The following is a 13,220-nucleotide window of genomic DNA, read 5'->3' on the forward strand; positions in this document are numbered from 1 at the left end:
TTATTTGTTTTCAACCCATTTACGAGCATTTACAAAGGCTTCTAACCAAGGAGAAACTTCATCTTTTCTTCCAGTAGGATAATCTGCCCAATTCCATTGAAAAGTAGAACGTTCTATATGTGGCATTGTAACTAAATGACGCCCAGTTGTATCACACATCATTGCAGTATTAAAATCTGAACCATTTGGATTATTAGGATATCCTTCATAACCATACTTAGCAACAATACTATAATTACTTTCTGCTTCTGGTAAGTTAAATTTACCTTCACCATGAGAAATCCAAACACCTAATTCTGTTCCAGCTAAAGAAGATAACATTATAGAATTATTTTCTTGAATTTTAACAGATGTAAAAGAACTTTCATGTTTTTGAGAGTCATTATGAACTAATTTACCATGAACTTTATGATCAGGGTTAATTAAATCTAACTCCATCCATAATTGTGCACCATTACATATACCAACAGATAAGGTATCTTCTCTTTTAAAGAAATTATTTAATGCAGTATTCGCTTTTTCATTGTATTTAAATGCTCCTGCCCAACCTTTAGCTGAACCTAAAACATCACTATTAGAAAAACCACCAACAGCTCCAATAAATTGAATATCTTCTAATGTTTCACGACCAGAAATTAAATCGGTCATATGAACATCTTTTACGTCAAAACCAGCTAAATACATTGCATTAGCCATTTCGCGTTCAGAGTTAGAACCTTTTTCACGAATAATTGCTGCTTTCGGACGCTTTCCTTCATTTGAATTTACAGGTAACTTACCAGTAAAGTGAGTAGGGAAGGTGTATTGTAAAGGTTGATTCTTATAATTGTCAAAACGATCTTTAGCTAAATTGTTAGCTGTTTGCTTTTGATCTAATAAATAAGAAGTTTTATACCAAACATCTCTCGTTTCAGTTACATCAAAAGAGAAAGTATCTTCGTTATTTTCAATATTTACAGTTCCTGTATTATTTGCAGTTCCAATATTAAAGAATTCAATTTTATTTTCTGATAAAATAGTTTCAACTGAAGCATCTGCTTGAAAAACAATTCCTGAGTTTTCAGCAAATAATACTTTTATAGAGTCTTCTTCATTTAAGGCAGAAATATTAAAATCTGCTCCTAAATTAACATTGGCAAAACACATTTCTAATAAAGTTGTAATTAAACCACCAGAAGCAACATCATGCCCAGCAGTAATTTTATCACCTTTAATTAATTCTTGAATGGTATTAAAAGTATTCTTTACAAAAGCAGGATCTTTTACATCAGGAGCTTGATTTCCAATGGTATTTAAAACCTGGTGAAAAGAACTTCCTCCTAATTTAAATTCATCTTGAGAAATATTAATATAATAAATATTTCCTCCATCAATTTTTAAAAGAGGCTCAACAACTTTAGTTATTTCACTACAGTTTCCTGCAGCAGAAATAATAACAGTTCCTGGAGAAATTACTTCATCATCAGCATATTTTTGCTTCATTGATAAAGAATCTTTTCCTGTTGGTACATTGATTCCTAAATCGATAGAAAATTCGGAAACAGCTTTTACAGCTTTGTATAAACGAGCATCTTCACCTTCATTCTTACAAGGCCACATCCAGTTTGCAGATAATGAAATTGAATCTAAATTATCCTTTAAAGGAGCCCAAATAATATTGGTTAAAGATTCTGTAATTGCATTTCTACTTCCTGCAGCAGGATCAATTAATCCTGCAATAGGAGCGTGTCCAATTGAAGTTGCAACACCTTCTTTTCCATTATAATCTAACGCCATTACACCAACGTTATTTAACGGAATTTGTAACGGGCCAACACATTGTTGTTTGGCTACTTTACCACCAACACATCTGTCTACTTTATTTGTTAACCAATCTTTACAAGCAACAGCTTCTAACTGTAAAACTTGTGTTAAATAGTTGTTTAAATTTTTAACTTTATATCTTGAGTTCTTATAGTTTCTTTTTACAGTTTTATCAGTTAAAACAGTTTTAGGAGAAGAACCAAACATATCTTCTAAAGCTAAATCCATTGGCTTATCGCCTTTGGTTTCAGATTCAAAAGTAAAACGATCGTCACCTGTAACTTCACCAACAGTATACATTGGTGAACGCTCACGTTCTGCAATTTTTTGTAAAGTATCTATATGTTTTTCTGCAATAACTAACCCCATTCTTTCTTGAGATTCGTTACCAATAATTTCTTTCGCAGATAGGGTAGGGTCTCCAACAGGTAATTTATCTAAATCAATTTTACCTCCAGTATCTTCTACTAATTCTGATAAACAATTTAAATGTCCACCAGCACCATGATCATGAATAGAAACAATAAAATTTTCTTCACTTTCTACCATTCCACGAACTGCATTAGCAGCACGTTTTTGCATTTCTGGATTAGAACGTTGTACAGCGTTTAATTCAATTCCTGAATCTAAAGCCCCTGTATCAGCAGATGAAACCGCGGCTCCACCCATTCCAATTCTGTAGTTTTCACCACCAAGAATTACAATTTTATCACCTTTTTTAGGAGTATCTTTTAAAGCTTGTTCTGCTTTTCCATAACCAATTCCACCAGCTTGCATAATAACTTTATCAAACCCTAATTTTCTAGGTTTAGCTTCACTAGAAGAAGAGTTTTCTTCATGTTCAAAAGTTAATACAGAACCTGTGATTAAAGGTTGTCCGAATTTGTTTCCAAAATCTGAAGCCCCATTAGATGCTTTTATTAAAATATCCATTGGAGTTTGGTATAACCAATCTCTAGCTTCAAATTTATTTTCCCAATATCTTATATTCTTAACAGTATCTATAGAAGCTTCTAAACGAGAGTAAGAAGTCATATAAACAGCTGTTCCTGCTAAAGGTAAAGAACCTTTTCCTCCTGCAAGTCTATCTCTGATTTCTCCTCCAGAACCTGTTGCTGCACCATTAAAAGGCTCAACAGTTGTTGGGAAATTATGTGTTTCTGCTTTTATAGAAATAACAGAATTAAAATTTTCTGTTTGATAAAAGTCTGGTTTGTCTGCTGTTTTAGGAGCAAACTGTTCCACTTTTGGACCTTTTATAAAAGCAACGTTGTCTTTATATGCAGAAACAATATCGTTAGGAAATTGTTTAGATGTTTCTTTTATCATTTTAAATAGAGAAGTAGGTTGCTCTTCTCCATCAATAACAAAAGTTCCGTTAAATATTTTATGACGACAATGTTCAGAGTTTACTTGACTAAACCCAAATACTTCAGAATCGGTTAATTTTCTTCCAATTTTAGTTGCAACACTTTCTAAATATGTTACTTCCTCGTCACTTAAAGATAAACCTTCTTGTGCATTATATTCAGCGATATTATCTATTTCTAAAATAGTTTCGGGCTGAATTTCAATTTTAAATGAATCTTGATTTAAACCATTGAATTTCTCAGAAATCATTGGGTCAAAATCAGAAAAATCTTCAGTAATTACAGAGAACTCTTCAATTCTTATAATATCAGAAATACCCATGTTTTGAGTAATCTCTACAGCATTTGTACTCCAAGGAGTAATCATAGCAGCTCTAGGACCAACAAAAAAAGCATCTATTGATGCTTGTTCTATTTTAGGTTGATTGGCAAAAAGCCAAGTCAATTTAGAAGTTGTTTCTGTAGTTAATTCTTTTATTGTTTGAACAGCGAATACTTTACTGTTTTTGTTTCCAAAGAAATGAATCATTTTTAGTGTTGTGTTTGCTTATTGTTGTAAAAATGCAAATTTACTTTTTTTGCGCGAAATAATTGTATAAAAAAAGCAGCATTTTTTTGCTGCTTTTTATTAGTTAATTCCTATTCTCAGGTAATCTATTTATTTCAATTTTACCTTTTTTCAAAGCTTTATAATTTTCGTAACAATTTAATACTGCTTCAATCATTTGTAAATCACTTGCTTTTTTTATAAAATATTCAGAATAATCACAGTCTGATAAAAGTTTATTCAGTTCTTGCCTATCCATTTCTAGATATTCCATCATAACTTCTCTATCAAACTTACCTGCTAACATTTTACGTAAGTCGTCTTCTTTTTTCAACTTCTTAAGTTTTTTAAGTTGCTTTGGTTTTTTACTGAAGAGATTATAAACTAAATCAACAGGATTTAATAATTTTGCGATTGGAGATGATATTTTTTGAGGTCTACCAATTTCATAAGTTTGTGGTAAACCATTTATATGTATTCTTGTAAACCTATCTTTAGGAACTTGTTTAACATCAACTTCTAAAACACCAATAAGTTTTGTAGATTTAATAACTATTTCTTTAACTTCTTCATCTTTTTCTATTAAAGATATTACAACTTCATTTCCTTTTAAAAGGTCATTTGTAACTTTTAGTTTGATTGATGAGAAACCTAAAAATGAAACTAAAATAGTATCGTTTGCTTTTGATGTTAGCTCAAATACACCTTTTTCATTAGTAATGGTACCTGTAACAGAGTTTAAGTTTAAAATATGTGCTGCACTTAAAGGTTTTTTGGTGTCAGCATGAACAACCTGACCTTTTAATTTTTGATTTTGAGAGTACCCAGTTATTGATACAAATATAAATACGATAAGAAATAAATATGTTTTTTGCATAAAGCAAAAATAAGAATTATTGAATTGAAACGAGTTAAGAAACTGTGAAATGAATAATCGTAACTTTTTAAAGAAGAAAAAACTATAAATACCTTTAAAAAATATTTATAGTTTTTAAAATAATTCATTTACAAATAAACTTCATTTTCAATGTAATGAATGCCTATAATATTAGATATAAAGTTTATTAAAATAATAATTATTGATAATTACAGCCAAATCAATATTATTAATTCTAGTTAACTTTTATTACCATTTCTTTTTAATTATTAACTGATTTATGTGTTCATAATGATGATTACAATGCCATGCGTAAATAGCAATATTTTCTTTTAAACTAATTTTTTCAAGCCCATCAGGATGAATGAAACACTTATTTAAATTATCATTTGTTAATCCTTTTAAAAGGTATACCCATTTAGCATGCAACGCTTTTAGTGAATCTAGAGAAAGTTTAATAGGAGCAAACTTCGAATCAAATAATTCTGCCCAACGATCTTCATAATATACCTTAATCACAGGAGTATCTTCAGTTAATGCCCATTTAAAACGAGTATATGAATTATGATGACTATCTGCACAATGATGAATAACCTGTCTTATAGACCAACCTTCTTTTCTGTAGCAAGTATCTAATTGTTCTTCAGATAAATATTCAACCAAAGTGCCTAACTTGGTTGGGAAGGTTTCTAAAGTTTCAATCCATTCTAAAATATGAATAGAAGCTATTTCATTAGGAATATTAGGTTTACCAATCGGAAATTTTAAATGCTCCATTAAAATTATTCTTTTTTCGTTAATTTATTTAAGGCTCTTTTAGAACCTCTATTTTCAGGATTTACAGCTAACGATTTTTTATAATATGTTATGGCTTTTAAAGTGTCATTCATTTTAGAATATGCATCACCTGTACTATCGTAAGTATTCGAGCTTTTTGGGTATAACTCGATATTAATTTTAAATATATTAATTGCTTTTTCATATTCTTTTCTAGAAAGATAGCTATATCCTAAACGGTTTAAAGTGTTTTCTTTGATTACAGGGTTTAAGCTGTCTTTTTGTTTAATCGATTTATAACCATTTAAAGCAGCTTTAAAGTTATTTAAAGCAAGATATTCACTAGGTGTTTTTTCTCCATTTTTTAACTTATTAAAAACATATAATTTATCTTTATGCTCCCGTTTTTTTGCTAATTCAATTTTATTTTTAAAAGTATTAAAAATTAGTTTTTCATTTAATTCACTAACATAAAAAGTGGTGTCATTTATTTTTAAAGGTGTTAAGTTTTGGTTACGCCATTTTAACAGTAGTTTACTGTCATTAAATTTAACGGTTATAACTTCATCAGCATTAAAAAAATAACGCCCTGTAGCGCTTTTTATAAAATCATCTGAATTTTTACTTGTAGAACAACTAATTATAAGTAAAATGATAGAAAAAAATAGTAATTTAGTTTTCATTGTTAGTTCGCTTTTTTGTAAAACATATTAATTATGACGATTCATTTAGTAATTAGTTACAAAATAAATAAATTTTTACTTGGCATAACAATTGACTTATAAAAGTAGTTGAAATAGTTGAAATCAATATAGTTGACTATTTATCAAATATTTACAGTTTAAAAAGTGCGTTTTGTAATGTTATATACATTATAAAAATGTCACTATGACAGATATAAAAGATATGAGTAAATCAAAAATAATACATTTAGACAATTTGTCGCTTCAAGATGCTTTTAATGAAGATTCAGAATTAATTCCATTATTAACACCTGAAGATGAAGAGATAATAAATAAAGAAAAGGTACCTGCTGAGTTACCTATTTTACCTTTAAGAAATACGGTATTGTTTCCAGGTGTTGTAATCCCTATAACTGCTGGTAGAGACAAATCTATTCAGTTAATAAAGGATGCAAATAAAGGTGACAAAATAGTTGGAGTAGTAGCACAAAAAGATGGCGATGTTGAGGATCCTGGCTTAAATGATATTCATAAAACAGGAGTTGTAGCGCAAATTTTACGTGTTCTTAAAATGCCTGATGGTAATACAACAATAATTATTCAAGGTAAAAAACGTTTTGAAATTGATGAAATTACGCAAGAAGAACCATATTTAAAGGCAAAGGTTCATGAAGCAATAGATGATAAAGAAGTTGATGATGAAAAAGAATTTGATGCAATTATAGAATCTATTAAAGAGTTAGCGTTAGAGGTTATTAAAGAAAACCCAATGTTACCTTCAGAAGCTTCTTTTGCGATTAAAAATATTAAGTCTAATTCGTTTTTGGTGAATTTTATTTCATCTAATATGGAATTAAGTGTTGCTAAAAAACAAGTTTTACTTGAAAAAGACAACTTAAAAGAGCGTGCACTATTAACATTAAAAAATTTAGATAAAGAACTCCAAAAATTACAATTACGTAATGATATTCAGTCTAAAACTCGTTCTGATTTAGATCAGCAACAGCGTGAATATTATTTACATCAGCAATTAAAAACTATTCAAGATGAATTAGGTGGTGTTTCTCATGATCAGGAGTTAGATGAAATGAGAATAAAATCTAAAACAAAAAAATGGAATAAAGATGTTGCTGAGACATTTGAGAAGGAATTAAGTCGTTTAAAACGAATGAATCCTCAAATGGCAGAATACGGTGTACAACGTAATTATTTAGAGTTAATGTTAGAATTGCCTTGGAATGAATATTCTAAAGATAAATTCGACTTAAAAAGAGCTCAGAAAATATTAGATAGAGATCATTTTGGGTTAGAAAAAGTTAAAGAACGTATTATAGAACATTTAGCTGTTTTAAAATTACGTGGAGATATGAAATCACCGATTCTTTGTTTATACGGACCTCCAGGTGTTGGTAAAACTTCATTAGGTAAATCGGTAGCAGAGGCATTAGGGCGTAAATATGTACGTATGTCATTAGGTGGTTTACGTGATGAGGCTGAAATTAGAGGGCATCGTAAAACATATATTGGTGCAATGCCAGGGCGTTTAATTCAAAATATTAAAAAATCTGGAACATCAAATCCTGTATTTGTATTAGATGAAATTGATAAGTTAAGTCAGAGTAATCAAGGAGATCCTTCTTCAGCAATGTTAGAAGTATTAGATCCTGAACAAAACACTGAGTTTTATGATAATTACTTAGAAGTAGGTTATGATTTATCTAAAGTATTATTTATTGCTACAGCGAATAATTTAGGGCAAATTCCATGGGCACTACGTGATCGTATGGAGATTATTAATGTTACTGGATATACAATTGAAGAAAAAGTTGAAATCGCTAAAAAGTATTTATTTCCAAAGCAATTAAAAGAACACGGATTAACGCCTGAGCATTTAACAGTAGCTAAAAAGCAATTAGAAAAAATTGTTGAAGGGTATACTCGTGAATCTGGTGTACGTGGTTTAGAGAAGCAAGTAGCAAAAGTTGTTCGTTTCGCTGCTAAATCTATCGCGATGGAAGAAGAGTATAATATTGCGATAACAAATGAGGATATTGAGAGTATTTTAGGAGCTCCTCGTTTAGAACGTGATAAATACGAAAATAATGACGTTGCAGGTGTAGTAACAGGGTTAGCATGGACAAGTGTTGGTGGAGATATTTTATTTATAGAATCTATTTTGTCTAAAGGAAAAGGAAATCTTTCTATTACTGGTAATTTAGGTAAAGTAATGAAAGAGTCTTCTACAATAGCTATGAAATACATCAAAGCAAATGCTGAAGAGTTTGGAATTAAACCTGAAGTGTTAGAAAAATATGATGTACATATTCACGTACCTGAAGGAGCAACACCTAAAGATGGGCCAAGTGCTGGTATTACGATGTTAACTTCTTTAGTATCGGTATTTACACAGCGTAAGGTTAAAAATAGATTAGCCATGACTGGTGAAATAACGTTACGTGGTAAAGTATTACCAGTAGGTGGAATTAAAGAAAAAATATTAGCAGCAAAACGTGCAAATATTAAGGAACTAATTTTATGTGCTGATAATAAAAAAGACATTGAAGAGATAAAAGAAAGTTACTTAAAAGGATTAACATTCCATTATGTAACCGAAATGCATGAAGTAATTGATATTGCACTTACTAAGCAAAAAGTAAAAAATGCAAAGAAGTTAGTGTAATAGAAATTTTAATTTAATTATAAAAAACTCCTAACTAATTTTTATATTAATTAGGAGTTTTTCAATATGATTAAGTTATTTTACCTTGTTTATAAGAGGTTTACTTGGTTTAAATACAATAGCAACCAGAAAAAACACAAACGAGTACGTGATTTTAGGGACATTGTATCTGTCTATCTTTAATTTTTTTTGTTCTTTTTTACACTATTTAAACAGGTTTTCACTGTAATCTAAAGCATAAGAAAATACAGTTTTTATAAAATATTAAGGATAGAATTCACATAATTAAGTTTATGGTAGATTAACTAGCGGCTTTTTATAGTCTAATTAAAGGCCTACAGGAAAGTTGTCATGCCATCCACATCTACAAGTGCCATCAGGTAGCATATAGATTTTACCTCCAGATTTTGGCGGGCAATAACGTAATTTACAAGGTGCGCCTGCTCCTCCATTAATTGTTTTTTGCGTTTTTTTGTTTAAAACAGTACCTAGTTTTGAAATTGATTCTAACATGTTTTCTATTTTTTTGTTCCTTACTCTATTATATGCTTTTCAGGTTTCGCATTAATTAATATATTGAGCTGGTCAGAAATATTTTAGAATTTTTTACCTCACAATTATTATGACGCACTTCTCATATTTATTTCAGAAAACAGCTCTAATTCTTTTTTGTAGATAGATTCAGAATTTTCATGAATAGAAGTAAGGTAGTTTATGATTTCATCAGGTGATATTTCCTCTATGTTCTCTTTTTTGTTTAAATCAGGGTAACATGAGATAAAAAATTTCTGGATATGAGCTATCAATTTAATCAAATCATTGCAGTAAATAGAAGGGTTATTAAATCCGTTTTCTTTACTATAACGATGAACTAATCTACCTCCTTTGCAAACTTCTTTTAAAGGACACTCTAAACATTGCTTACAAAGTTTAGAATTAAAATCATTAAAATATAACTTACCTAAAGATGTTTTTTCAATATCTTGAAAACTATCTTCTTTAATATTTAAGCCAGTTTTAGTAAACCCATGACCGCAGGCTTTTAAAGAATCAATAGCTTCAATTTCGCCATTAGTTTCAATAATTAAAACAGTCGACTCGTTTTTTGTATTCTCATTAACTCTCATTAAAGTATTTAATAAACCTATAAATAATGGAATTTTATATCGTTGTGCATCATTAACCCAAATGTCAAATAATTTAATTAACCAATCTCCCATTAAGCCTTCTTTACTATTAAAAGGAAAATTATCATGAGTGTAATCAGGGATTAAAAAATTCACATAACTAACGTTCATTTCTTTAAAACTTTCATATATCTCTTTTGGAGTCTCTTTAATGTTAATAACACATGCTATATCAGCAAAAGTCATTTTTTTTATTAATAATCCGATGCTTTTAAAGACAGTATCATAACTACCATTACCTTTATGATCTACTCGAAACATATCATGCGCTTTTTTAGTACCATCAACACTAACGCTAGGAGAAATGTTTAATTCTTTAAATAATTGAATCCAGCTTTCATCCAGTAGAACCCCGTTTGTTTGTAAGTCAAAAGAAAAAAATACATCATTAAGTTCGTTTTGTATTTTTTTAACTTTATTAATAAAATCAATATAAAATTCTTTAGGAGCTAACAAAGGTTCACCTCCATGAAATAGAAAAGAGAACTCTTTTTTATTATATTTTTTTATATGATTTTTTGCTTTTTCAATTATATGATCAACTGTTTCATACGACATGAATTTAGGTTGTTTTTTATAAGTAGTGTCTCCTAAATTGTACATGAAGCAATATGAGCAATTTAGGTTGCATCGACTAGCTACTTTGATAGCTAATGAGTTAAAATCCATGATTTATGATTTATTAATATAACAACAAGGAAATTGTGTTTTTACAATTTCCTTGAGTATTTTAAAAGAAATATTATCTTACTGCGTGATTTACATCTTTAAGAATAACAGTAACACATTTACCTAGACTATTACTCCAAACCATTCCAGAAGGACATAATTTACCACCACCACTAGTAGGGTAATATATCTTCTCTTCAATATATAGCGCCCCCCCTTTAATAGGTGCTAAATCGTTAATTTCTAAGTTTGAAAATTTCTCCAATCCTTTTGATAAAAAAAATGCTTTTTTCATTTTTATAAGTTTTTAGTTTAAATGCTTACTCTATAGTTTTTGTAAAAAAATGATACCTATATTTTCAGCTTCCTATAGATATTTAACCATGTTAATATGTTTTATTAAATCTTTATATTTTTAAAATAACATCTATTTATTAGGTGTTTCTTTTTCCAAATATTGAGTTTTTAATAAGATAAAAGAAGTATCGAAGGTTGTTATTTATAAAAAAGGGAGGTATTATTTTAAAATTGTGGTAACTAAAAACATGTTTAAGTAATTATCTATCAGTTACTTATGTTGCTTTTGTTTTGAAGGGGGTTAATTTGTGAAAATTATTTAATAAAAAACATAACTTCACCTAACTAAAACAGATAAATTATGAAACTATTATTTATTGATACTTTAAAGGCTTATCAATTAACAAGGGAAGAGCAGTATAATGTTAAAGCTGAAGGTCCTAGTTTGAAAGGAGGACCAGATACAGATGGAGAAGAAAATTGTTTTAAATTACCATTAGGATCTACATATATTAATAAGAAAGGAGAACCTGCAATATGTTTATAGATTGTATTTAGAGCAATTAAATTATAACTCCTTATTAATTTTTTCTATAAATTGATAAGGAGTTATTCCTGTGTAATTTTTAAAGATTCTAGTAAAAGACTTCGCATTTTTATAGCCACCAATTTCTCCTATAGCTTGAGTAGTATAAGCTCTTACTTTTTTATCGTTACTCATTACATTTACAATATAATTTATTTTTAACTCATTAGTGTATTCGCTAAAACTCATCTTTTTGTATTCTTTTATTACTTTAGAGAGATAGGTAGTATTAGTACCTATTTTTTTTGCAGCATTATATAAATTAAATTCTTCTTTTAAATAGTATAATTTGTCTTCTATTTTTAACAAACCATTGATAATTTGTTGGTGTTGCTCATTTTTTATGTTTAAGTTTTTAGGAAGTGAAAAGTTTTTGTCTTTTAATTTTTCGTTTTTTGAAACCTTACTTAATAACTCACTTAATCTTTTTTTAGTTTCCTTTTTTTCTTTAGTATTTTTAATAATTAAGTAAATACTTGCTACTAGTGCTAATATTAAACCTAAAATAATAGCAATATAATAGTAGGTTTTTTTAGTAGTATTTTTTGTTAATGTATCAATTTTCTTATTATAATTATTTTCAGCGTCTACTTTAACAGCCCCTATAATTTGTTTATTCTCTTTTGTTGATGCTAGGTTAAGCAATTTGTGATAACGATTTGAATAATAACTAGCAGAATCATTTTTATTCTGTTTTAAATATATTTCAAAAAGATATTTGTGTGTGTTTACATATTTAGTATCTAAAAGGGTGTCTTTTTTTATTTGAAGTACCGAAAAAAAACTTTTTTTTGCTTTTTCTAAGTTATTTGCCATTAAATAATTATAGCCAATATTATAATGACTTTTATATAAGTAGGAAAACGAATTATTTTTTTTAAAAAGTGCTATACTCTTTTTAAGAAAATAACTAGCCTTTGAATACTCTTTTTTCAAAGTATAAACGGTTCCTAAGCTATAATAGATTCTGGCATAACGATAAGAACTAAGTTCAATATTTTTATCTTTAAGTAATGAATTGTAGTGGAACAAAGTTGAATCTGCATATTGGTGATTCATTGTGTTATCTAATAATGTAGTATATATTGCTCCTACATTTAATACTGTTTTATATTTTCTAAGTTGGTATTTGTCTGCTAAAAAGTCTTTGTTTTTTTCTATAAGACTAAGTGTTTTTTTTGCTTCGTTTAAGGCTTTGCTAAGCTCACCTATGTTTTGGTGTATTAAAGCAATATTTCCTTTTATTTTAATAATTCGTTCAATATCATTTGCTGCGATAGCGTAATTTTCAGCTTTTATATAGTTTTCTAATGCTGGTTTTATAAGTTCTCTTCTTTTATTAGTATTTCCTAATAATATATGTATATCGAAAAGTATTGTATGATTCTTTTTCGTTTCTGATATCTTTGGAAGATAATTTTGAATACTATCCTTATAAAATTGTAGATCAACAAATTGTTTTTCCCTTGTTTTTAAATATTCTATTGCAGAAAAAGCAAATGTTTTATAAGATGCTATATTAGTATTTAACATCTTATTCATATAGTATAAAGAGCTATCTACACCTATTTTACTATTTAAGTAAAATTTTTCTTTAAACTGCTCTAGCTCTTTTTTAGTATGAACTTGTGAATGACATAAAGTGTAAGAAAAAAGGAGGACTAAAGAAAAATAAAGATATTTTAACATAACATTTCGGGGGCGTAATAAAAGTTAATAGAACATGCAAAATAAATAAAAATAG

Annotated in this window: 10 protein-coding genes; 2 read left to right on the forward strand and 8 right to left on the reverse strand. The window is 28.5% G+C overall.

The annotated features are described in order from the left end of the window. The 4 genes from purL to CXF68_RS13855 all read right to left on the reverse strand — a co-directional run bounded on the left by purL (window position 1) and on the right by CXF68_RS13855 (window position 6,057). Window positions 1–3,702, reverse strand: coding sequence for a phosphoribosylformylglycinamidine synthase (gene purL / locus CXF68_RS13840; RefSeq protein ID WP_101045629.1), 3,702 nt, complete (start codon window positions 3,700–3,702; stop codon window positions 1–3). A gap of 103 nt (window positions 3,703–3,805) precedes the next feature. Continuing rightward, entirely contained in the window at window positions 3,806–4,597 is a 792-nt protein-coding gene (locus CXF68_RS13845; RefSeq protein WP_101045631.1) for a carboxypeptidase-like regulatory domain-containing protein, read from the reverse strand. Between the two features lie 249 nt (window positions 4,598–4,846). Next, on the reverse strand, window positions 4,847–5,374 hold the full coding sequence (locus CXF68_RS13850) for a YfiT family bacillithiol transferase (protein ID WP_198553824.1): 528 nt from the start codon (window positions 5,372–5,374) through the stop codon (window positions 4,847–4,849). A 5-nt stretch (window positions 5,375–5,379) separates the two neighbouring features. Further along, window positions 5,380–6,057 carry a M48 family metallopeptidase gene (locus tag CXF68_RS13855; RefSeq protein ID WP_101045635.1) on the reverse strand — a complete coding sequence of 226 codons (678 nt, stop codon included), beginning with the start codon at window positions 6,055–6,057 and terminating at the stop codon, window positions 5,380–5,382. A 205-nt stretch (window positions 6,058–6,262) separates the two neighbouring features. Between CXF68_RS13855 and lon the strand changes: the two genes are divergently transcribed. Further along, window positions 6,263–8,737 (forward strand): endopeptidase La, encoded by a 2,475-nt coding sequence (gene lon, locus CXF68_RS13860; protein WP_101045637.1) that lies wholly within the window; start codon window positions 6,263–6,265, stop codon window positions 8,735–8,737. A gap of 327 nt (window positions 8,738–9,064) precedes the next feature. On the opposite strand, the gene CXF68_RS13865 is transcribed toward lon, so the two are convergent. The 3 genes from CXF68_RS13865 to CXF68_RS13875 all read right to left on the reverse strand — a co-directional run bounded on the left by CXF68_RS13865 (window position 9,065) and on the right by CXF68_RS13875 (window position 10,888). Next, entirely contained in the window at window positions 9,065–9,250 is a 186-nt protein-coding gene (locus tag CXF68_RS13865) for a hypothetical protein (protein WP_101045639.1), read from the reverse strand. Between the two features lie 107 nt (window positions 9,251–9,357). Then, window positions 9,358–10,593 (reverse strand): radical SAM protein, encoded by a 1,236-nt coding sequence (locus CXF68_RS13870; protein WP_101045641.1) that lies wholly within the window; start codon window positions 10,591–10,593, stop codon window positions 9,358–9,360. Window positions 10,594–10,666: 73 nt separating this feature from the next. Then, window positions 10,667–10,888 (reverse strand): hypothetical protein, encoded by a 222-nt coding sequence (locus tag CXF68_RS13875; protein WP_028889118.1) that lies wholly within the window; start codon window positions 10,886–10,888, stop codon window positions 10,667–10,669. Between the two features lie 363 nt (window positions 10,889–11,251). On the opposite strand from CXF68_RS13875, the gene CXF68_RS13880 reads away from it, so the two are divergent. Then, a complete protein-coding gene (locus CXF68_RS13880; RefSeq protein ID WP_101045643.1) occupies window positions 11,252–11,437 on the forward strand; it encodes a hypothetical protein in 186 nt (61 codons plus the stop codon). 21 nt (window positions 11,438–11,458) lie between these two features. Here the strand turns inward: CXF68_RS13880 and CXF68_RS13885 are convergent, their stop codons facing one another. Continuing rightward, window positions 11,459–13,165, reverse strand: a complete 1,707-nt coding sequence (locus CXF68_RS13885; RefSeq protein WP_101045645.1) for a helix-turn-helix domain-containing protein — start codon at window positions 13,163–13,165, stop codon at window positions 11,459–11,461. Window positions 13,166–13,220 lie beyond the last annotated feature (55 nt).

It is taken from the genome of Tenacibaculum sp. Bg11-29, assembly GCF_002836595.1.
GTDB lineage: Bacteria > Bacteroidota > Bacteroidia > Flavobacteriales > Flavobacteriaceae > Polaribacter.

Excerpts from the sequence above, each read along its gene's own strand:
- CXF68_RS13885 (WP_101045645.1), bottom strand. The coding sequence starts at position 13,165 with ATGTTAAAATATCTTTATTTTTCTTTAGTCCTCCTTTTTTCTTACACT.
- CXF68_RS13865 (WP_101045639.1), bottom strand. The coding sequence starts at position 9,250 with ATGTTAGAATCAATTTCAAAACTAGGTACTGTTTTAAACAAAAAAACG.
- CXF68_RS13845 (WP_101045631.1), bottom strand. The coding sequence starts at position 4,597 with ATGCAAAAAACATATTTATTTCTTATCGTATTTATATTTGTATCAATA.
- CXF68_RS13850 (WP_198553824.1), bottom strand. The coding sequence starts at position 5,374 with ATGGAGCATTTAAAATTTCCGATTGGTAAACCTAATATTCCTAATGAA.
- CXF68_RS13875 (WP_028889118.1), bottom strand. The coding sequence starts at position 10,888 with ATGAAAAAAGCATTTTTTTTATCAAAAGGATTGGAGAAATTTTCAAAC.
- purL (WP_101045629.1), bottom strand. The coding sequence starts at position 3,702 with ATGATTCATTTCTTTGGAAACAAAAACAGTAAAGTATTCGCTGTTCAA.
- CXF68_RS13880 (WP_101045643.1), top strand. The coding sequence starts at position 11,252 with ATGAAACTATTATTTATTGATACTTTAAAGGCTTATCAATTAACAAGG.
- CXF68_RS13870 (WP_101045641.1), bottom strand. The coding sequence starts at position 10,593 with ATGGATTTTAACTCATTAGCTATCAAAGTAGCTAGTCGATGCAACCTA.
- CXF68_RS13855 (WP_101045635.1), bottom strand. The coding sequence starts at position 6,057 with ATGAAAACTAAATTACTATTTTTTTCTATCATTTTACTTATAATTAGT.
- lon (WP_101045637.1), top strand. The coding sequence starts at position 6,263 with ATGACAGATATAAAAGATATGAGTAAATCAAAAATAATACATTTAGAC.